Genomic DNA, 20,771 nt, shown 5'->3' on the forward strand with positions numbered 1-20,771 from the left:
CCGACGCACGCTCTGGGTTCCCGCTTTCGCGGGAATGACGAAAGTGGGGAAAGGGCCGCTCCCCACCCCAAAGCCGACGCGCCGGACCTCCGCCAACAGCGCCGATTAGTGCCCTCCCGCCGGGGGTCGCGTCAGGCGGGAGGGCTGGCTCCACGCTGGCGTGGTGGGCCGGCGCGGAACGGTTCGTCTTCGATACCGTCCCTATGCCGCCGCTGCCCGTGGCGCCGTGATCCGCGTCACTGGCGCGATATTTTCAGGCCCCGCGCTTCAAGCGCACCAGCGCCGCATCGAGCGCCTGCAGGAACTGGGACCGGTCGGCCTTGGAAAAAGGCGGCGGCCCGCCGATCCCGTCGCTCATCCCGGCGCGAAGGTCGGCCATGATCGCGCGCGTCGCGATCGCCGGGCCGATCGACGCCGCGGTGAAGGGCTTGCCCGTCGGCGCGAGCACCGCCGCGCCCGCTTTCAACGCCCGGTCGGCGAGCAATATGTCGGCGGTGATCACGACGCTGTGCGCATTCGCCGCCGCGGCGATCCAGTCGTCGGCGGCGTCGAAGCCGTCCGACACCACAATACGCTCAATCAGGGGGTGGTCGGAGACGCGCAGCCGACTGTTGCTGACGATCTTCACCGGCACCGCGTGGCGCCACGCGACGCGATAGACCTCATCCTTCACCGGGCAGGCATCGGCATCGACCAGAATCGTGACGCTCATCCGCGCACTCCGTCCCACAATAGCTTGGCGCCGAGCAGCACCATCAGGACATAGACGATGACATAGAAGCGCGCGGGGTCCATCCGCTTCAGCCAGCGCACCGTGACCAGCGTCGCAACGATCGCGAGCGGCATCAGCAGCAGCGCCGCGACCACCACCTCGTGCGGAAAGGCGCCGAGCGCGAGATAGGCGGGCACCTTCATCCAGTTGACGATCGCGAACAGGATCGCACTCGTCCCGATGAAGCTCAAATGCGGCAGCTTGCGCGGCGTTACCCACATCTGGAACGGCGGCCCGCCCGCGTGCGCGATCTGGCTGGTGAAGCCCATGAACCCGCCGAAGATCGTGCCGACCCAGCCCGGCGAGGTCGACGCCGCGACGACGCGCCCGCCGCGCTCGACCCACAGGCGATAGAGGCCGAACGCCAGCGTGATCGCGCCGAGCGCCGCCATCAACTGCGCCTCGTCCACCCGCTCGGCATAAAACCATCCCGCCGCGACCCCGAGCGCGGCGCCGGGGAGCATCCAGCCGATGATCCAGCCGTCCCATGTCTGGCGGAACGACCAGACGCTGATCACGTCCTGCACGATCAGGACCGGCAGCAGCAGCGCCGCGGCGGTCGCGGGTGGCAGCACCAGCGCGGCGAGCGGCGTCGCGAGCGAACCGACCCCGGCGAGCCCGCCCTTCGCCATGCCGAGCAGGATCACCGCGACGATTAGCACCGCCAGCGTCAGCGGGTCGGACAGCAGGCTCATGCCGCGGCGATGTCGGGCGTCTCAGGCAATCGCCAGTCGATCGTCCCGCGGCCATGCGCCTCCAGAAAGGCATTCGCCTGGCTGAACGGCTTCGATCCGAAAAAACCGTTATGCGCCGACAGTGGCGAGGGGTGCGGCGCGCGCAGGATCAGATGCGGGCTGCCCGGCCCCAGTCCCGGCACGTTCGCTGCCTTGCGCTGCGCATGGCTGCCCCAGAGGATGAAGACCTTGGGCGCGGGATCGGCCGCGACCGCCGCGACCGCGGCGTCGGTGAAACGCTCCCACCCCTTGCCCTGATGCGACGCCGCCATCCCCGCCTCGACCGTCAGGCAATTGTTGAGCAACAGCACGCCCTGTTCGGCCCAATGCTTCAGATAGCCGTGCCGCGCGGGCGGGATGCCGAGGTCGCTCTGCATCTCCTTGTAGATGTTGACGAGGCTCGGCGGCGTCCGCACCCCCGGCTGGACCGAGAAGCAGAGCCCGTGCGCCTGCCCCGGCCCGTGATAGGGGTCCTGCCCCAATATGACGACGCGCACATCCTGCGGCGGCGTCGCGTCGAGTGCTGCGAACCAGTCGCGCGGGCGCGGATAGATTGCCTTTCCTTTCGCGCGCTCGCTGGCAAGGAAGGTCTTGAGCGCCGCCATATAGGGCTGCTCGAACTCGCCGCCGATGCGCGCGAGCCAATCGGGATGCAATTTGACCTCGGCCATGCGCATCCTTTGACCGGAGCCGCCCGCGCTTGTCCAGCCATCTTGTCCCCAGCCGTCTTGTCTGGCGCCTTTCCCGCCGCTAGGCACGGCCGCGACGAAAGGGCGTGGCTTATGGCGATCGGCGAGGCATTGATTGAGCTCGAAGCGGTGGTGCGCGACCGCCTCGCCGCAGGTGACGGCGCGACCTCCTATGTCGCTAGCCTCGCCGCGAAAGGCCGCGGCAAGATCGCGCAGAAGCTCGGTGAGGAAGCGACCGAGACGATCATCGCCGCGCTGACCGAAGACGATGCGGCGCTGACCGGCGAGGCCGCCGACCTCGTCTTTCACCTCACCGTGCTGCTCGCCGAGCGCGGCCTCGGCTGGGACGCCGTCGCCGCCGAACTCGCCCGCCGCCACGGCACCTCGGGCCACGCCGAAAAAGCCAGCCGCACCCAATAGGAGCCATCCATGCCGATCGACGCGACGCTTCCCTATGACGAGACCAATATCTTCGCGCGCATCCTGCGCGGCGAACTGCCGTCGAAGACCGTCTATGAGGACGACTATGCCCTCGCCTTCCACGATATCAACCCGCAGGCGCCGCTGCATATCCTCGTGATCCCCAAGGGCCCCTATGTGAGCTGGGACGATTTTTCGGAGCGCGGCAGCGACGCCGAGATCGCGGGCTTCGTCCGCGCGGTGGGCAAGGTCGCGCGCGACCAGGGCCTCGTCGCGCCGGGCTATCGCCTGCTCGCCAACGTCGGTCCCGACAGCCATCAGGAAGTCCCGCACCTCCATGTCCATATCTTCGGGGGGCAGCCGCTGGGGCCGATGCTCGTCCGCTAAGCCGGCGCCAATACTCTCCTCGTCATCCCGGACTTGATCCGGGATCCATTCCCTCAGCGTCAGATGAATGGATCCCGGATCAAGTCCGGGATGACGAATGTTAGGGGCAGTTGGCGAATCTCTCGATTCCTGTGCTTGTCTATGACCGCCGTCACAGCCTTTTCGCCGGTTGCGGTTAACCGTGTGCACCGTGCGGCGACGGGTGGACAGAGGCCCCTGTTTCCAGCAGGATAGGTCTGGGCTCACCGGGGAGACGACGCAATGGCAACGGGATGGCAGGCGCTGGCGAAGGCTGTGGCCGGCAAGGCGCGACTCGCGCTGATGATCCCGCTCGCCGCCGCGCTCGTCGCGGCGGGCGGCGACACCGTCCCGCAGGTCACGCTCGCCACCCCCGGCTCGGCGGGCACCGGCGACGGCACGATCAGCCGCTTCACGCTGCGTTTTTCCGAAGACATGGTCCCGCTCGGCGATCCCCGCGCCAAGGCCCCGGCGACCCACGACTGCAAGGTGCCCGCCGACGGCCGCTGGGTCGACACGCGCACCTGGGTGCTCGAATTCGAAAAATCGCTCCCCGGCGGCATGAGCTGCCACGTCGATCTGCGCGACGGCCTCACCACCGCGCGCGGCGTGAACGTCGTCGGCAACAGCCGGTTCGAGATCGACACCGGCGGCCCCTCGGCGCGCGCGGTGCTCGCGGGGGGTGGTTATGGCGACATCGAGGAGGAGCAAATCTTCCTCGTCGCCACCAACGTCGCCGCCGACCGCGCCTCGGTCGGCCGCTTCGCCTATTGCGCGGTCGACGGCATCGGCGAGAAGATTCCGGTCGACGTGCTGAAACCCGAAACCGCCGCGACGATCCTCGACGGGATCGGCGACCAATGGTCGGCGCAAAGCTTCACCCAGGACGCCGGCCTGCCGCTCCACCTTCCCGCCGCGGGCGCCGACCGCGAGGCGGCGCTGGCGCGCGTGGTCCCGGTCAAGTGCCGCCGCCCGCTGCCGCCCGGACGCGAGATGGCGCTCGTCTGGGATGCGCGCATTTCGCAGGCCGGCGTGCCGGGCCGCACCGCCGGCCGCGACCAGCGCTTCGACTATGACGTCCGCCCCGCCTTCACCGCGAAAATGTCGTGCAGCCGCGTCAACCCGCAGGCGGGCTGCAACCCGCTGAAACCCGTCAACCTCAGCTTCGCCGCGCCGGTCGCGCGCGATGTCGCGCTCGCCGCAACGCTCCGCACCGCCGATGGCAAGACCATCGCCGCGAAGGTCGACGACGACGACAAGAACGACGCCTTCCTCGAACGCGTCCATTTCGACGGCCCGCTGCCGCAGAATGTCGACGTGACGCTCGTCCTTCCCGCCGACATCGCCGACCAAAGCGGCCGCCGCTTGCAGAACCAGTCGAACTTCCCACTGAAATTCCATATCGACAGCGCCCCGCCGATCGTCAAATTCGCCGCCGAATTCGGCATTCTCGAAGCGTCCGAGGGCGGCGTGCTGCCCGTCACCGTGCGCGGGGTCGAGGCCTCGCTGGTGCAGGCGAACCTCAAGATGCCCGCGACCGCGCTCCGCGTCGGCGACGACGATGCCGCGATCGCGCGCTGGCTGAAGCGCGTCGCCGACGCCGACGACAGCGACTATCGCGAGGAAAAGGATCGCAGCGGCAGGGACGTCACCGTCAACTACACCGGCACGAAATCGGTGTTCGAGGACGCGCCCACGGGCGGCGACCGCCGCAATCTGACGCTCGCCCCGCCCGCCGGCGGCAAGGAGTTCGAGGTCGTCGGCATTCCACTCGCCGAAAAGGGCTTCCACGTCGTCGAGATCGCCAGCCCCGAGCTCGGCGCCAAATTGCTCGGCCGCAAGGCAACGCGCTATGTCGCGACCGCCGCGCTCGTCACCAACATGGCGGTGCATTTCAAATGGGGCCGCGAAAGCTCGCTTGCCTGGGTGACGTCGCTCGACACCGGGCTTCCCGTCGCGGGCGCCGAGGTCCGCGTCACCGATAGCTGCACCGGCCGCCTGCTCGCGCGCGGCACCGCCGACAAGGCCGGCCGCCTCGCCTTCCCCGGCGGCCTGCCGCAGCCAGAAACCTATGCAAGCTGCGAGGACGATCCCGACCCCGCGAACAGCGAGGGCCATGCGCTGATGGTCAGCGCGCGGTCGGGCGACGACTTCAGCTTCACGCTGACCGACTGGGGCGACGGCATCCGCCCCTATGACTTCGACCTTCCTTACGGCTGGTCCGAACGCACCGACATCCTCCACACCCTCTTCGACCGCGCGCTCGTCAAGGCGGGCGAGACGGTCCATATGAAGCACATCCTGCGCCGCCCCGTCGGCACCGGCTTCACGACGCCCCAGCCGATGGCGGGCAAGCTCCGCCTCGTTCACCGCGGCTCGGACACCGAGTTTGAGATGCCGTTCAGCATCGACGCGGGCGGCAGCGGCGAAACGACGTGGAACGTTCCCGCTTCGGCGCCGATGGGCGACTATGAGTTGGTGTTCGTCACGAAAGACAAGGACGGCAAGGACAAGAACATCTGGTCGAACCAGTCGGTGCGCGTCGACGAATATCGCCTGCCGACGATGAAGGCGACCGTCACCGGCCCGAAGGAATCGCTCGTCCGCCCCGCGCAGGTGCCGCTGTCATTGTTCGTCGGCTATCTGTCGGGCGGCCCGGCGCCGAACCTGCCGGTCGAGCTCCGCTCGACCTTCCGCGCCGCGTGGACGGCACCCGAAGATTATCGCGACTGGGATTTCGACGGCCAGCCGGTCAAGGAAGGCGTGATCCAGCTCGACGACAGCGGCGAGGAGCCCGAGGCCGACATGCCGCTCGCGCGCTCGGTGCCGCTGACGCTCGGCGCCGACGGCACCGCGACGACCAATATCGTCGTCGACCAGCCGATCGTCGAGCCCACGCAGATGGCGGTCGAAATGGATTATGAGGATGCGAACGGTGAGACTTTGACCTCCAGCCGCCGCATCACCCTCTATCCCTCCGCCGTCCGCCTCGGGCTCAAGACCGACGGCTGGCTGATGCGCGACAACGACCTGCGCCTCAAATTCGTCGCGCTCGATCTGAACGGCAAGCCGATCAGCGGCCAGCGCGTCCAGGTCGCGCTCTACAACCGCGAGATCATCACCGCGCGGCGGCGCCTGATCGGCGGCTTCTACGCCTATGACAACCAGATGCGCACGACGAAGCTCGCGACGACCTGCAGCGCGACGACCGATAAGCTCGGCCGCGCAAGCTGCGCGATGGCGCCCGGCGTCTCGGGCGAGGTGACCGTCGTCGCGACCACGCAGGACGCCGACGGCAACGAGGCGCGCGCGGTGCGGTCGGTCTGGCTCGCGGGCGATAACGACTGGTGGTTCGGCGGCGACAACGGCGACCGGATGGACGTCATCCCCGAACAGCCGCGCTATAATGCAGGCGACACCGCGAACTTCCAGGTCCGCATGCCCTTCCGCGAAGCGACCGCGCTCGTCACCGTCGAGCGCGAGGGCGTGCTCTCCAGCTTCGTCGTGCCGCTGAAGGGCACCGACCCGGTCGTGAAGGTCAAGCTGCCCGCCACTTACGCGCCCGACGTCTATGTCTCGGTGATGGCGGTGCGCGGCCGCGTCACCGGCGAGGAAAGCTGGTTCCGCAAGATGAAGCGCGCGGTCGGCTTTCAGATCGAGAATAGCGAAGGCGCGCCCCCGACCGCGCTCGTCGATCTCGCCAAGCCGAGCTACCGCCTCGGCATCGCGCGGATCAAGGTCGGCTGGGAGGGGCATCAGCTCGGCGTCAAGGTCAAGGCCGACAAGGAGAAATATGCGATCCGCGAGACCGCCAAAGTCGGCATCGAGGTCAAGACCCCCAGCGGCAAGGCCCCGGCAAACGCCGACGTCGCCTTCGTCGCGGTCGACGAGGCGCTGCTTCAACTCGCGCCCAATGAAAGCTGGAAGCTGATCGACGCGATGATGGGCGAGCGCACGCTCGACGTCCTCACCTCGACCGCGCAGATGCAGGTCGTCGGCAAGCGCCATTACGGCCGCAAGGCGCTCGAACCCGGCGGCGGGGGCGGCGGCGATCTCTCGGGTCTGACGCGCGAGGATTTTCGCCCCGTGCTCTTGTGGCAAGGCCGCGTCCCGCTCGACGCCAAGGGGCATGCGACGGTCGACGTCCCGCTCAGCGACAATCTCTCCGCCTTCCGCCTCGTCGCGATCGCGACCGACGGATCGCAATATTTCGGGACCGGCGAGACGAGCGTGCGCACCGTGCAGGATCTCGGCGTCTTCGCGAGCCTCCCCGATCTCGTCCGCACCGGCGATGCCTATGACGCGCGCTTCACGCTCCGCAACGGCACCGACAAGGAGATGACGGTGACCGCGACGGCAACGCTGTCGCCCGCGGTCGCGACCGCGCCGCCGCTCACCGTGACGATCCCGGCAGGCGGTGCGGTGCCGATCAGCTGGCAGATGATCGCGCCCGACGCCACCGGCCCGATCCAGTGGACCGTCGACGCAGCGTCGAAGGACGGCAAGGCGCGCGACCGCCTGACCTTCGAGCAGAGCGTCGAGCCCGCGGTGCCGGTTGAGACCTGGGCCGCGAGCCTGTTCCGCGTCGGTCCGAACACGACGCTGCCGATCGCGATCCCGGCGGGCGCGCTGCCCGGCGGTTACGTCGACGTCGCGCTCGCGGGCACGCTCGCGCCGCCGCTTGCCGGGGTGCGCGACTATATGGCGATCTATCCCTACAACTGCTTCGAGCAGTCGACCTCGCGCGCCGTCGCGCTCGGCGACGTCGGGCGGTGGCAGGCGCTCGTCGGGGCGATGCCGACCTATCTCGATGACGACGGGCTGCTCCGCTACTGGCCGAACGACCGGATGGAGGGCTCGCCCGAGCTCACCGCCTATGTCCTCGCGATCACCGCGGCGAACGGCTTCGCGATCCCGGAGGCGCCGAAGGCGAAGATGGTCAAGGCGCTGCAGGCGGTGATCGAGGGACGGCTGACCCGCAAGGGATACGGTCCCTACGACATCCGCCCGGTCCGCATCGCGGCGCTCGCGGCGCTCGCGCGCAACAATGCGGCGAGCCCGCAGCTTGTCGCGGCGATCGACATGGCGCCGGTCGACATGGCGACCGGCACCCTCGCCGACTGGCTCGTCGCGATCGAGCGCACGCCGGGCGTGCGCAATGCGGTCGCGCTGCGCACCGCAGCCGAGGCCGAGCTGCGCAAGCGCCTCGTCTATGAAGGCACGCGCCTCGACCTCGTCGACGATGCCAAGGCGCCGTGGTGGATGATGACCAGCGGCGACGAGATGGCGATCAAGGCGCTCGAAGCCGTGCTCGGCCGCAAGGGCTGGGAGGATGACGCCGGCAAGCTGATGGTCGGCGTCGCGCAGCGCCAGCGCAAGGGCCATTGGGACACCACCCCCGCCAATGCGTGGGGCGCGGTCACCGTCCGCCGCTTCGCCGAACTCTATCCGGCAAGCGCGATCACCGGCGTCACCAACATCAGCCTCGCGGGCGCTACCGCCTCGCAAAGCTGGCCGCTGCCCGCCGAAGCCCCCTCGCCACTGCGCGTCGCGCTCGCCGCCGCGACGATGAGCCTCAGCCACGAAGGCACCGGCGCCCCATGGGCAACCGTCAGCGTCAAGGCAGCGGTGCCGCTCAAGGAGCCGCTCAACGCCGGCTACCGCATCAAGCGCTCGGTCAGCGTCGTCAAGGCGGCCGACCCCGCCCACCTGACGCGCGGCGACGTGATCAAGGTGCGGATCGAGGTCACCGCCGCCGCCGGCCGCACCTGGGTCATCGTCAACGACCCGATCCCGCCGGGCGCGACGATCGTCGGCAATCTCGGCGGCCAGTCGGAAATGCTGGCCGAGCAAGCGAGCGGATCGGACTGGCAGCCGAGCTATGTCGAGCGCGGCAAGGATAGCTGGCGCGGCTATTACGGCTGGATGCCCGCGGGCACCCACGCGGTCGAATATGTCGTGCGCCTGAACGGCTCGGGCCGCTTCACCCTGCCCCCGACGCGGGTCGAGGCGATGTACTCGCCCGCGATCCGCGGCCAATGGCCCAACGCGCCGATGACGGTGGCGGCGGCGGCGCGGTGATGGCTATTCACCGCGCCTTTCCATCCGCGTGTCCCCGCGAAGGCGGGGACCCATCTCCGGTCGGTTCGAACTGGCACCGGCGGAAGATGGGCTCCCGCCTGCGCGGGAGCACGCGCTGAATCAAATAATGGAGCAGACCCGTAAACGCCGCTGGTTCGACGCGCTGGCGTGGACCGCCCTCGCCGCGCTCGTCCTCACCACCATCGCGCATCTCCTCACGCGCCCGCCCGCGATGCCCGCCTACGCCGCCGTCCGCGCCGACTGGAAACCCAGCGAGGCCTGGCTCTACGACCGCGACGGCCGCCTGCTCGACAGTGAACGCGTCAATTTCGAGCGCCGCCGCCTCGCGTGGGTGCCGCTGAAGGATATCAGCCCCACGGTCCGCGACACCGTCGTCGCGGCCGAGGATCATCGCTTCTGGTCGCACGGCGGGGTCGACTGGCTGGCGATTGCCAGCGCGATCCGCACCCGCTGGACCGGCGGCCGCTCGCGCGGCGCCTCGACGCTGCCGATGCAGCTCGCCGCCTTCCTCGCGCCCGACCTCGCACAGCCGGGCCAGCGCGGCTGGTTCGCCAAGATCCGCCAGATGCGCGCGGCACAGGAATTGGCATCGAATTGGACGCACGAGCAGATGCTCGAGGCCTATTTCAACCTCCTCCCGCTACGCGGCGAGGCGCAGGGAATCGGCGCGGGCGCGCAGAGCCTGTTCGGCAAGAAACCCGCCGAGATGAACCGCACCGACGCCGCGCTGTTCGCGGGCCTCCTCCCCAATCCCGGCGCGAAGGCCGATGTGCTAGGCCGCCGCGCCTGCCGGATTGCGAAAGCTGCCGATTGCTCCGCCATCGATGCCGCCGCCGCGACGCTCGTCTCGGGCGAACGGGCGGCGCGCTTCGACCCCGCGCTCGCACCGCACCTCGCAACGCGGTTGCTCGACAAGCCCGGCAAGCGCGTCACGACCACCATCGATCGCCGCATCCAGACCGCCGCGATCATAGCGCTGCGCCGCCAGCTTGCGGGCCTCGGCTCGGACCGCGTGCGCGACGGCGCCGTCGTCGTGCTCGACAACGCCAGCGGCGACGTGCTCGCTTATGTCGGCGGCGTCGGCCTCAAATCGACCGCCGCGCAGGTCGACGGCGCCAATGCGCGGCGGCAGGCAGGCTCGACGCTGAAACCGCATCTTTATGCGCAAGTGATCGAGCATGGCTGGCTCACCGCCGCCTCGATCCTCGACGACAGCCCGGTTCAGCTCGACACCGCCTCGGGCCTCTATGTGCCCAAGAATTACGACCATAATTTCCAGGGGCCCGTCAGCGTCCGCCACGCGCTCGCCAGCTCGCTCAACGTCCCCGCGGTGCGCACGCTCGTCATCGACGACGTCCAGCTCTTCCGCGACCGCCTGTGGACGCTCGGCTATCACGGCCTCGTCGAGGACGGCGAATATTATGGGTTCAGCCTCGCGCTCGGCTCGGCCGAGGTCAGCCTGGTCGAACAGGCCAATGCCTTCCGCACCCTCGCCAACCAGGGCCGCTGGTCGCCGGTGCATTATCGCCTGGGCGAGAAAGCCGAAACCCCACGCCAGATCGTCAACCCCGGCGCCGCCTTCATCGTCGGCGACATCCTCGCCGACGCCTCGGCCCGCGCCGACGCCTTCGGCGCCGACAGCGCGCTCCGCCTCCCCTTCTGGGCCGCGGCCAAGACCGGAACCTCGAAGGGGATGCGCGACAATTGGTGCGTCGGCTGGTCCGATCGCTACACCGTCGCGGTCTGGGTGGGGAATCTCGAGGGCGATTCGATGCGCGCCGTCTCGGGCACCTCGGGCGCCGCGCCGGTGTGGCGCGACGTGATGATGACGCTCCACGCCGGCAGCCCCGGCAAGCCGCCGAAGATGCCCGAGGGCATCGAGGCGCGGCAGGTCGCGCTTCCCGGCACGCGCGAGCCGCCGCGCCGCGAATATTTCCTCCGCGGCACCGCGCAGAGCGAAATCGCCGCCGCACCGCAGGCCGCGCGCCGCCCGCGCATCACCAGCCCGGTCAGCGGCAGCGTCTATGCGCTCGACCCCGATATCCCGATCGACCGCCAGAGCCTCGCGGTGCTCGTCAGCGGCGACGTGACGGGATTTCGCCTGATCCTCGACAAGAAACCGCTCGGCGACGCCGATGCGGGTCCGCAGATCCTGCCGCGCCCCGGCATCCATATGCTCGCGCTCGTCGATCCCGGCGGGCGGATGATCGACCGGGTGCGATTCACGGTGCGGTGAACCGCCGTAACGCGCGTGAAATTAAGTTGCGCTGACGCGCGGAGCGGTTAGTCTGCGCCGCCAGGAGAGGGGGCCGTTCGGGCGCCCCAAAGGGGATATTTGATGATATTTGGCCGCGTCAAACCGCTCGACGCCATCCTGGCTACAGCCGAGAAAAAAGGGCTGCATCGCACGCTCGGCGCCTTCCAGCTCACCATGCTCGGCATCGGCGCCGTCATCGGCACCGGCATCTTCGTGCTGACGTCCGAAGCCGCGCAAAAGGCGGGCCCGGCGATGCTGCTGAGCTTCGTCGTCGCGGGCTTCGTTTGCGCGGTCGCGGCACTCTGCTATTCCGAACTAGCGTCGATGGTCCCCGTCTCGGGCTCGGCCTATACCTACAGCTATGCCGTGGTCGGCGAAATCCTCGCCTGGATGGTCGGCTGGGCGCTGATCCTCGAATATGCAGTGGGCGCCAGCGCGGTCGCGGTCGGCTGGTCGAACCACGCGGTCGGGCTATTGAACTCGCTGGGGTGGCATATACCCGCGGCGATCAGCAACGCCGATGCGCTGATGGCGCATATGCAACTCGCGATCGGCGCGGCGCCCAGCGAGGATCTCGACAAGGCGCTCGCGGTCGGCGGCTGGATCAACGTTCCTGCGATCATCGTGATCGGCTTCGTGACCTGGCTTCTCGTGATCGGCACGACCGAAAGCGCACGCGTCAACGCCGTGCTCGTGCTGATCAAGATTGCCGCGCTGACCGCCTTCATCGCGCTGACGCTGCCGGTCCTCAATTCGGACAATTTCAACCCGTTCATGCCGACCGGAATCGGCAATCCGCTCAGCTCCTCGGGGCTCGGCGTGCTCGGCGCCGCGGCCTCGATCTTCTTCGCCTATGTCGGCTTCGACGCCGTTTCGACCGCCGCCGAGGAAACCAAGAATCCGCAGCGCAACGTCCCGATCGGCCTGATCGGCTCGCTGGTGATCTGCACCATCTTCTATCTGCTCGTCGCGTCGGGCGCGATCGGCGCGATCGGCGCGCAGCCGGTCGCCAACGCCGCCGGTCAGATATTGTCGCCGGGTTCGCCGGAGCTCGCGGGCCGCTGCGCGACGCTGGTCGCCGGCGGGTTCGTCGAGCCGCTCGTCTGCTCGAAGGAAGCGCTGGTCCATGTCCTCGAAGCGATCGACTGGCCGTTCGTCGGCCGGCTCGTCGGCCTTGCCGCCGTGCTCGCGCTGCCGTCGGTCGTGCTGATGATGATGTTCGGCCAGACCCGCATCTTCTTCACCATGGCGCGCGACGGCCTGCTGCCCGAAAAGCTGGCCTCGGTGCACAGCAAATATCGCACCCCGCACGTCGTCACCGTCGTCACCGGCGTCTGCGCCGCCTTCGCGGCCGCAGTGCTGCCGGTCGGCAAGCTCGCCGACTATTCGAACGCGGGCACCTTGTTCGCCTTCTTCATGGTCGCGATTTCGGTGATGGTGCTGCGCCGCACCGACCCGAATCGCCATCGGCCGTTCCGCACGCCGCTGGTCTTCGTCGTCGCGCCGCTGGCGATCCTCGGCTGCGTCGTGCTCTATCTGTCGCTGCCGCTGACCGCGAAGCTGGTGCTGCCGATCTGGGGCGCCATCGGCCTGCTCATCTATTTCGGCTACAGCCGCTCGCGCAGCCACGTCGGCCGCGGGCTCGTGGAAGTGCACGAACTCGACTCCGACGCGCCGCCGCCGCCGGTGCCCCCGACGCCGTCGTTCGACTGACGGCCGGGACCATCAAAAAGGGGGGAAAGGGGGCTTCGGCCCCCTTTCTTTTTGCGAGTTCAGGACTGGCTTATTTCAGCATCCACGGCCCGGTGCTTTCCAGCCGACGCGGCGCCCGTTATTTTTCGCACAAAGCCACAAAGCCACGAAGAAGAAGGCTTGGGCCGACAGGCCCTTTCCTCCATCAACGGTGCGGCTAGTCGCGCGGTCGCAAAGGAAATCCGCTTCGCGGCTGGCGCGACATCTTCGTGGCTTTGTGCCTTTGTGCGAAACAAAAAGAGCGCGGCGTCGAAGGACAAGGCAGACCATGACCCCCGAAACAAGCCTGTCGAAGGTCCAGGCGAACAAGAGCCGAACCGGAGTCCGTGTCCTCAATAGGGCGTGCGCGGCGCGGTGCCGGGGCGGGTGAAGAGCTTGCCGCGCTCGGCCCAGAAGACCAGCGCCAGCCCCACCACCCCCGAAATCAGAAAGGCATAGGCGAGCGGCAGCGTCGATCCGTCATAGAGCTGGCCGATCGCAGCGCCCATCGCGGCGGCGAGCAAGGTCTTGCAAAAGCTCTGATAGGAGGAGGCGACCCCGGCCATATGACCGAAATCCTCCATCGCGATCGACCCGAAATTGCTGCCGATGAAGCCGATCAGCCCGACGTTGACCATCATCAGCAACGTGAACATCCACAAGGTCTCGGCGCCGCTCATCGCGACGGCGATCTGCGCGATCGACGTCGCCATGAAGGCAAAGGTCGCGCTCTGCGACACACGCCGCGCGCCGAAGCGCTCGACGATCGCGGCGTTCGAGAAATTGGCGATCGCAATCCCCGCCGCGACGCAGGCGAAGACCAGCGGGAACCAGCTCTGCGCCCCGAACACCTCGGCGATGATCTGCTCGCTGCTGTTGAGATAGCCATAGAGCGCGCCCTGCATCATCGCCGAGGCGATCATATAGCCCGCGGCGCGGCGATGCCGCGTCACCGTCGCCCAGCCCGCGATCATCGTCCGCGCGTCGAGCGGGCGGATGTCCTCGCGCGCCAGCGTCTCGGGCAAACGGCGCAGCCACAGCAGCATGACGCAGCCCATCACCGCAAGGACGATGAAGATCGCGCGCCAGTTCGCGAAGGCGGTGATCCCCGCGCCCATGGTGGGCGCGATCGCGGGGACGATCATGAAGACGAGGAAGATCATCGACAGCCGCTTCGCCATCGCGTCGCCCGAGAAGAGGTCGCGGATCACCGCGACGACGATCACGCCGAGCGCGGCGCTGATCAGCCCGTGCCCGAAGCGCAGCGCGAGCAGCATCGGAAAGCTGGTCGCGAGTCCGCAGCCGATCGAGAAAGCGACATAGGCGAACAGCGCCGGCACTAGCACGCCCTTGCGCCCGAAACGGTCGGAGAGCGGGCCGTAGAAGAGCGACCCGGCGCCGATGCCGAAGAGATAGGTCGAGATGACATATTGCCGGTCGTTGGCGACCGTGACCCCCAGCCCGTCGCCGATCGCGGGCAGCGCGGGCAGCATCGAATCGATGGCGAGCGCATTCAGCGCCATGACCATCGCCATCATGAACACCATTTCGCGGCCGCCGGGCATGCGGGACCGCTGGGGGGATTCGGTCATTTTGTGCATTGCGGCGGCCCTATGCGCCACCCCGCCCGCTTTGGATAGCCCCCGAGGGGCGAAAAGCTATGCAAGCGAGGGGGATGGGGTGTCTGCGCGATTGGAATGGAGGGGTTCGACCGGAAGCTGCCCCATCTTACATCGTCATCCCGGACGTGATCCGGGATCCATTCATCCGGCGCTGAGAGAATGGATCCCGGATCAAGCCTGTCCTGAGCCTGCCGAAGGGTCCGGGATGACGAGAGTTTGGAAGTCGCGCGTAGCGTTTCTTATCGTCGTCATTCCCGCGAAAGCGGGAACCCAAAGCGTGCGTCGGCTGACCCCACTCTGGGTTCCCGCTTTCGCGGGAATGACGAAGGTGGGGAGGGGGCAGCTCTCCACCCCAAAATCGCCATCGACAAAGCCCGCGCAACACATGCCCACGAAAAAGGCCGCCTCCGACGGGGAGCGGCCCTTTCCCATTTCGAACCCGAAAAAATCAGGCCTGGCGCGTGCCGGTCATCGCCATCGAGCCGAACGGGCCGGCCTTGATCGTGCCGGTCAGCGTGTCGCCGTCGATCGTCGCTTCGGCCTCCAGCGTCATCGGCATCGGCACTTTCATGTTCATGGTCCAGGTCAGCTTGTTGCCGTCGACCTTGCCATTCTCGACATCGAGCGACCCCATCGCGCCGGCATTCTGGCCGGTGAAGCTGTCGCCGTCGCTCTTCACCGTGAAGACCGATTTCTGGTCGCCCATCGGCGACTTGGTGACGCAATCATAATTGCCGTCGACTCCAGACATAAACCTCTCCTACTGAAACCAATGTTAGTTAGCGGGTTTCGCTATTTCCACCGGCAGGCCCAGTCCGTCAAGCTGCGGTTTCACCACCGCGGCGTCGCCGACCACGACATAGACGAGATCGCCGGTGCTGAGCGCCTTCCGCGCCGCGGCATCGACCTCGGCCGTCGTCATCGCCTCATAGGTCGCGGGCAGCGTCTCGTAATAATTGTCGGGGCGGCCGAACTTCACGATCTGGCGCATCCCGCCGAGGACGTCGCCCGACGTTTCGAAGCTGCCCGGCAGTTCGCGGACGCTGCCGTTCACCGTCCGCTCCAGCTCTTCCTTGGTGACGCCCTTGTCGCCGAGGAATTCGGTAAGGTCGGTCTGGAACGCCTTGATCGAATCGCCGGTACGGTCGGCCTGGACCGGCGCCGCCACGATCCAGCTCACCCGGTCCTGGTCGGAGGTGATGCGCGAGCGCACGCCATAGGACCAGCCCTTGGTCTCGCGCAGGTCCATGTTGAAGCGCGACAGGAAATCGCCGCCGAAGATGTCGTTCGCCGACCGCAGCACTTCGAGTGTATCGCCGCCCTTCGCATCGAGCACCTTGCCGGCGAGGATCACCGACTGCGGCGATTTCGGCCGGTCGACGAGCAGAATGCGCGGCTGCGGCTTCGGAATCGCGATCTCGAAATGCTTTTCGGGCTTGGCTCCCGCAGGCGCCTTCCAATCGCCGAAGGCGGTATCGAGCGCCCTGGTGATCTCCTTCAGCGTGGTGTCGCCGACGACGAAGATACGCGCATTGTCGGGGCGGACCCACGCGTCGTGGAACGCCGCAAGTTGATCGCGCGTCGCCGCGGTCACCGCCGCCGCGTCGCCCAAGCCCGACGGCGGGATGCCATAGGGATGATCGGCACCATAGAGCGCCGGCATCAGCACCCGGCTGGCGATCGCATTGGGGTTGTTGAGCTCGGCCTGGAGGCGATTGAGCTGCTGCACCCGCACGCGCTCCAGTTCCTTCGCATCGAAAGCGGGGTTCCGGATATAATCGGCGAGCAAGCCGAGCGACGGAGCGAGGTTCGGTTTCAGCGCGAACAGGCTGAACACCGTCTCATCGGCGCTCGCCGATCCGTCGATCTGCGCGCCGAGGCGCTCCTTCGCTTCGGCAAAGGCGATCGAATCCTTGCTCGTCGTGCCTTCGTCCATCAGGCTGAGCATTAGCGACTGGGTGCCGAGCGCATTGTGCGGATCGGCGGCATAGCCCGCGTCGAAGCTGACCGCGACCTGCACCGTCGGCACCGTCGTGCGGCGCGCAAAGACGACTTCGATGCCGTTCCTGAGCTTCGCCCGTTCGATCGCCGGGAAATCGAGTGCCTTCAGATCGGCGACCGCCGGCATCTGCGACCGGTCGGCGATCGAGGTCGCTCCCACGGCGCCCCCATTCGATCCGGCGCCGGGGCCGACATCGCCGAGCGCCGGGTTCCAGTACCGGTCGGGCGCGACGCCGATGGCCTTGCCCGCGATCACCGCGCCGCCGCGATTCTCACCGCCCTCGGTGCGCTCGCCCGGCGTGTAGGTCAGCGAAAAGACCGGACGCGACATCCATTTGTTCGCGACCGCCTTCACCTGCTCGGGCGTCGCCTTGGCGAGCCGGTCGAGCTCGGTCTTGTAATAGGCGGGATCGTTCGAATAGAGCGCGCCCTCGGCCAGCGTCACCGCCTTGCCGCCGAAGCCCCCGACCGATTCGAGCCCCGCGATCGTACCGCCGAGATAGCTCGCCGCCGCGCGCTGCAACTCGTCGGCGGTCGGGCCGGTCGCGAGGAAGTCTGCGATCTGGGCGTCGAGCTTGTCGCCGACGACCTTCGGATCGACCCCCGGCTTCACATCGGCCTGGACGATCAGGAAACCCGCATCCTCCAGCGTCTGCGTGCCAGCGGCGACGCTGACCGCGACCGGATCCTTGCGCACCATCGCATTGTCGAGCCGCGACGAGGACAGCCCGCCGAGTACCGTGGTCGCCATCTGCAGCGCCACCGCGTCGGCGTCATTGAGCCCCGGAACCGCCCACATGCGATAGATGCGCGTCGTCGGGATCAGATCCTTGACCTCTTTCGCGAGCGGAGCGGGCAGCGTCGGGACCGAGGTTTCGGGCGCCTTCACCTGCGGGCCGCGCGGAATGTCGCCGAACCATTCGGTCACCTTTGCCTTGGCAGTCGCAAGGTCGACGTCGCCCGCAAGCACGAGAACGGCGTTGTTCGGGCCGTAATTGTCGGTGAACCACTTCTTCACGTCGGCAAGGCTCGCCGTATTGAGGTCGGTCATCGAGCCGATCGTGCTGTGGTGATAGGGATGCCCCTTGGGAAAGAGATTCTCGAAAATCTCGTAGCGCAGCAGGCCATAGGGATTGTTGTCGCCCTGGCGCTTTTCATTCTGGACGACGCCGCGCTGGTTATCGAGCTTTTCCTGCGTAATGCCGCCGAGCAGGTGCCCCATGCGGTCGCTTTCGAGGAACAAGGCGCGGTCGAGCGCGCCGGTCGGCACCGTCTCGAAATAATTGGTGCGGTCGACGTTGGTCGTGCCGTTGAAATCGGTCGCACCGACTTGTTGCAGCGGCTCGAAGAAATCGCCGGGCGCATTTTCGGACCCGTTGAACATCAGATGCTCGAACAGGTGCGCGAAGCCCGTCTTGCCCGCGGGCTCGTTCTTCGACCCGACGCGATACCAGACCGACACCGCGACGACCGGCGCCTTGTGATCCTCGTGCACGATGACGCGCAGGCCGTTGTCGAGCGTGAAGCTCTGATAGGGGATGTCGACCGCCTTCACGAGTTCGGCGATCGGGGCGGGCTTTGCCTCCTTCGCCTTGGCGAGCGCCGGACCGGCGGCGACGAGCGAGGTCGACAGGGCAAGGGCGATGGCGAATCGATGAAAACGGGGCATGGACTTCCTCTTGGATAGCGAGCGCGGGCGCGGACGGCCTGCGAGCGACCGGGTGCCGGACGGCACTGTATCAGCGGTTTAGGACAGCCGTCTGCCGCATTCAAGGCCGATAGAAGCGCGCTCCGCTGGCCCTGAGCGCCGCCGGATCGAACAGCACCGGCTTCAACCGGTGCGCGACGAACAGCGGCGCCTGGTCGTTGTAATGCGGACTGTCGGGCCGTGTCGTCGCGGCGCCGAAGGGCTGGATCGATTCCGAATGCACCTGCCCCGCTCTGTCCCAGGTCACGAACATGACGAAGCTGTCGCCGTGGCGGACCTTGAGCCGCCCGTCGGGCTCGACATCCCACAGGGTCGAGGCGCGCACCGTGTCGTTGCCGCCGTCGAGCGGCAGGTCGACGCGATGCGCCCCCTCGCCGTGACGCAGCCGCAGCACGGTGCCGAGCCTGGGGTCGAGGCCCGCAAAATGCTCCTGTAGATGCGCGACCGTCTCGCTCAGCACCTGGCGCGGGTCGGGGTCGGCCTTGCGCTGATAATGGCTGCCGTTCGCGGGGCGCAGCACCATCAGCGCGAGCGCATCGCCCTTGCCCTTGCCGTCGAGAGTCCAGTCCCATTTGCGCAGCAGATCCTGCGCCTCGGCCAGCGCCGGGTCGCCCTTGGTATCGAGCGCGAGCAGCCGATCGATCCACGCCTTGGCATAGCCCGTCTTCGCATAGGCGGTGTCGTATTTGATCGCCTTCAGCCGCGCCTCGTCAATCTGTCCCGACGCCTCGAACAGCTCGATCAGCCGCGTCGCGCGGTTGGTCATGTCGTCCTCGATGCCGAGCAGCGGCGAAAAGGCCGCCGGGTCGAGCTCGTCGCCCGGCCCCGCCGCGACCCACGGCGTGTTGTTCGCGTTCATCACATAACCCGAGCGCGGATTGACCAGCGCGGGCACGCGGTCGAACGGCAGCGTCTTCGTCCACACATCGGCCGAAGTGTCGCCCGGCAGGACGCCGCGCCAGTTGAAGCCCGCCGGCCGGTCGGGGAACATCGCGTTGTAGAACATCCCGATATTGCCCTTGGCATCGGCATAGATGAAATTCGTCGCGGGCACCCCCTGCCCGGCCATCGCCGCGCGCCATTCGGCGAAATTGCGCGCCTTGTTGAGCCGATAATATTGGGTGACCATCTTCGCCTGATCCATTCCGGCATAGCGGATCGCGAACGCGCCCTTGGCGTTGACGATCACCGGCCCCTGCACCGAGCGATAGATGGTGCGCGGCACCGGGATCACGAACGGCCCATATTTGACGCGCAGCCAGATGCGCTTTTCCTCGAGCGGCCGCCATTTGCCGTCAAAGCGGTAGTTCTTGCCGCTCTCGTCGAGCACCAGCTTGTAGATGTCGATCAGGTCGGGCCGGTTCACCGTGTTGGTCCAGCCGAGATATTTATTGTGGCCGAGGAAGGGGTACGGCGAGCCGGGGAAATTCGCGCCCGCGAAATCCCATCCCTCGCCCGAATGCACCACCAGTTCGTACCAGGCGACACCGCCGGTCCACGGCTGGTGCGAGTTGGAGACGAGCCGCGTCGCGCCGTCGGGCGCGCGCGACGGCGCGACCGCGAAACCGTTCGATCCATTGGCCTCGGGATCGCGCCCGACCGGGGTCAGCTCGCGCGGCACCAGCTTGCCCTTGGCGTCGAGCGATGGCCCGCCCTCGCGCCCCAGCACCTTGTCCTCGGTCAGTCCGCCGAGCACCGAATCGAGCCCGAAGAAGAAAGGCGAGCGCAGCACGAAGCCCGCGACGACATCTTCGCCGGTGACCGGAAACAGCCCCGACAATCGTACCTCGTCCGGATGCTTGTCGGCATAATGGTTGAGCCCCGCGGCATAGGCGGTGAAGAGTTTCCGGACATCTTCGGGAAGCTGCGGCCAGTCGCGCGCGGTCGTCGCGCGAACGCCGAGCAGCGCCTCGGCATAGTCGACCTTCGCACCATCCGCGCCAAGCATCGCCCCCGCACGCCCGCGCGTCATCGCAAGCACCTCCTGCAAGGTCGAAAAATCATCCTCGGCATGGGCGTAAGCGACGCCATAGGCGACGTCGGCGTCGGTGCGCCCAAAGATATGCGGCACCCCGAATTTGTCGCGCGCGATCTGCACATCGCTCGGCTTGAAAGCGGGCGCAGCCGGTGCCTTCGCGCTCAGCGGCTCCCAGACGGCGAGCCCGACGAGCGCCGCGACCACGATCAGCAGGAGGCCGATGAAAAATTTGCGCATCCGCTTTCCCATTCCATGCATTATCAGTCGCGACAGCGCCTCATGGCGGAAAATTCGCAGCGCGGGAAGCCATGCTCTTGTGTTGCAATTTAGCAACACTATCTCTGACGGCGAG

General features: G+C 67.6%; 12 protein-coding genes. 5 read left to right on the forward strand and 7 right to left on the reverse strand.

The features are described from left to right. Positions 1 to 253: 253 nt before the first annotated feature. Genes NP825_RS16695 through ung form a run of 3 tightly spaced genes read right to left on the reverse strand, consistent with a single transcriptional unit; the run spans position 254 to position 2,177 of the window. The gene (locus tag NP825_RS16695; protein ID WP_257545583.1) at positions 254 to 712 is read right to left on the reverse strand and encodes a YaiI/YqxD family protein; all 459 of its coding nucleotides are present in this window, start codon (positions 710 to 712) and stop codon (positions 254 to 256) included. Then, on the reverse strand, positions 709 to 1,467 hold the full coding sequence (locus NP825_RS16700; protein ID WP_257545585.1) for a sulfite exporter TauE/SafE family protein: 759 nt from the start codon (positions 1,465 to 1,467) through the stop codon (positions 709 to 711). The genes NP825_RS16695 and NP825_RS16700 overlap by 4 nt, the downstream gene beginning before the upstream one ends. Then, positions 1,464 to 2,177: a uracil-DNA glycosylase gene (gene ung, locus NP825_RS16705; protein WP_257545587.1), complete on the reverse strand. Its 714-nt coding sequence runs from the start codon at positions 2,175 to 2,177 to the stop codon at positions 1,464 to 1,466. The genes NP825_RS16700 and ung overlap by 4 nt, the downstream gene beginning before the upstream one ends. Before the next feature lie 111 nt (positions 2,178 to 2,288). Between ung and NP825_RS16710 the strand changes: the two genes are divergently transcribed. The 5 genes from NP825_RS16710 to NP825_RS16730 all read left to right on the forward strand — a co-directional run bounded on the left by NP825_RS16710 (position 2,289) and on the right by NP825_RS16730 (position 13,092). Next, positions 2,289 to 2,615 carry a phosphoribosyl-ATP diphosphatase gene (locus NP825_RS16710; protein ID WP_257545589.1) on the forward strand — a complete coding sequence of 109 codons (327 nt, stop codon included), beginning with the start codon at positions 2,289 to 2,291 and terminating at the stop codon, positions 2,613 to 2,615. 9 nt (positions 2,616 to 2,624) lie between these two features. Next, positions 2,625 to 3,002, forward strand: coding sequence for a histidine triad nucleotide-binding protein (locus NP825_RS16715; RefSeq protein ID WP_257545591.1), 378 nt, complete (start codon positions 2,625 to 2,627; stop codon positions 3,000 to 3,002). Between the two features lie 261 nt (positions 3,003 to 3,263). Next, entirely contained in the window at positions 3,264 to 9,101 is a 5,838-nt protein-coding gene (locus tag NP825_RS16720; protein ID WP_257545593.1) for an alpha-2-macroglobulin, read from the forward strand. 127 nt (positions 9,102 to 9,228) lie between these two features. Continuing rightward, positions 9,229 to 11,358: a penicillin-binding protein 1C gene (pbpC, locus tag NP825_RS16725; RefSeq protein ID WP_257545596.1), complete on the forward strand. Its 2,130-nt coding sequence runs from the start codon at positions 9,229 to 9,231 to the stop codon at positions 11,356 to 11,358. A 102-nt stretch (positions 11,359 to 11,460) separates the two neighbouring features. Continuing rightward, positions 11,461 to 13,092: an amino acid permease gene (locus tag NP825_RS16730; protein ID WP_257545598.1), complete on the forward strand. Its 1,632-nt coding sequence runs from the start codon at positions 11,461 to 11,463 to the stop codon at positions 13,090 to 13,092. A gap of 371 nt (positions 13,093 to 13,463) precedes the next feature. Here NP825_RS16730 and NP825_RS16735 read toward each other — a convergent pair whose 3' ends face one another. The 4 genes from NP825_RS16735 to NP825_RS16750 all read right to left on the reverse strand — a co-directional run bounded on the left by NP825_RS16735 (position 13,464) and on the right by NP825_RS16750 (position 20,656). Beyond that, entirely contained in the window at positions 13,464 to 14,675 is a 1,212-nt protein-coding gene (locus NP825_RS16735; protein ID WP_257545600.1) for a multidrug effflux MFS transporter, read from the reverse strand. A 505-nt stretch (positions 14,676 to 15,180) separates the two neighbouring features. After that, on the reverse strand, positions 15,181 to 15,483 hold the full coding sequence (locus NP825_RS16740) for a hypothetical protein (protein ID WP_257545602.1): 303 nt from the start codon (positions 15,481 to 15,483) through the stop codon (positions 15,181 to 15,183). A gap of 24 nt (positions 15,484 to 15,507) precedes the next feature. Further along, positions 15,508 to 18,402, reverse strand: coding sequence for a pitrilysin family protein (locus NP825_RS16745; protein WP_257545604.1), 2,895 nt, complete (start codon positions 18,400 to 18,402; stop codon positions 15,508 to 15,510). A 100-nt stretch (positions 18,403 to 18,502) separates the two neighbouring features. Further along, positions 18,503 to 20,656 (reverse strand): acylase, encoded by a 2,154-nt coding sequence (locus NP825_RS16750; protein WP_257545606.1) that lies wholly within the window; start codon positions 20,654 to 20,656, stop codon positions 18,503 to 18,505. Positions 20,657 to 20,771: the final 115 nt, after the last annotated feature.

Origin of the sequence: Sphingopyxis sp. DBS4, assembly GCF_024628865.1 — a bacterium.
Taxonomy (GTDB): Bacteria; Pseudomonadota; Alphaproteobacteria; order Sphingomonadales; family Sphingomonadaceae; genus Sphingopyxis.

Excerpts from the sequence above, each read along its gene's own strand:
- NP825_RS16695 (WP_257545583.1), bottom strand. The coding sequence starts at position 712 with ATGAGCGTCACGATTCTGGTCGATGCCGATGCCTGCCCGGTGAAGGAT.
- pbpC (WP_257545596.1), top strand. The coding sequence starts at position 9,229 with ATGGAGCAGACCCGTAAACGCCGCTGGTTCGACGCGCTGGCGTGGACC.
- ung (WP_257545587.1), bottom strand. The coding sequence starts at position 2,177 with ATGGCCGAGGTCAAATTGCATCCCGATTGGCTCGCGCGCATCGGCGGC.
- NP825_RS16720 (WP_257545593.1), top strand. The coding sequence starts at position 3,264 with ATGGCAACGGGATGGCAGGCGCTGGCGAAGGCTGTGGCCGGCAAGGCG.
- NP825_RS16715 (WP_257545591.1), top strand. The coding sequence starts at position 2,625 with ATGCCGATCGACGCGACGCTTCCCTATGACGAGACCAATATCTTCGCG.
- NP825_RS16710 (WP_257545589.1), top strand. The coding sequence starts at position 2,289 with ATGGCGATCGGCGAGGCATTGATTGAGCTCGAAGCGGTGGTGCGCGAC.
- NP825_RS16730 (WP_257545598.1), top strand. The coding sequence starts at position 11,461 with ATGATATTTGGCCGCGTCAAACCGCTCGACGCCATCCTGGCTACAGCC.
- NP825_RS16750 (WP_257545606.1), bottom strand. The coding sequence starts at position 20,656 with ATGCGCAAATTTTTCATCGGCCTCCTGCTGATCGTGGTCGCGGCGCTC.
- NP825_RS16735 (WP_257545600.1), bottom strand. The coding sequence starts at position 14,675 with ATGCCCGGCGGCCGCGAAATGGTGTTCATGATGGCGATGGTCATGGCG.
- NP825_RS16700 (WP_257545585.1), bottom strand. The coding sequence starts at position 1,467 with ATGAGCCTGCTGTCCGACCCGCTGACGCTGGCGGTGCTAATCGTCGCG.
- NP825_RS16740 (WP_257545602.1), bottom strand. The coding sequence starts at position 15,483 with ATGTCTGGAGTCGACGGCAATTATGATTGCGTCACCAAGTCGCCGATG.
- NP825_RS16745 (WP_257545604.1), bottom strand. The coding sequence starts at position 18,402 with ATGCCCCGTTTTCATCGATTCGCCATCGCCCTTGCCCTGTCGACCTCG.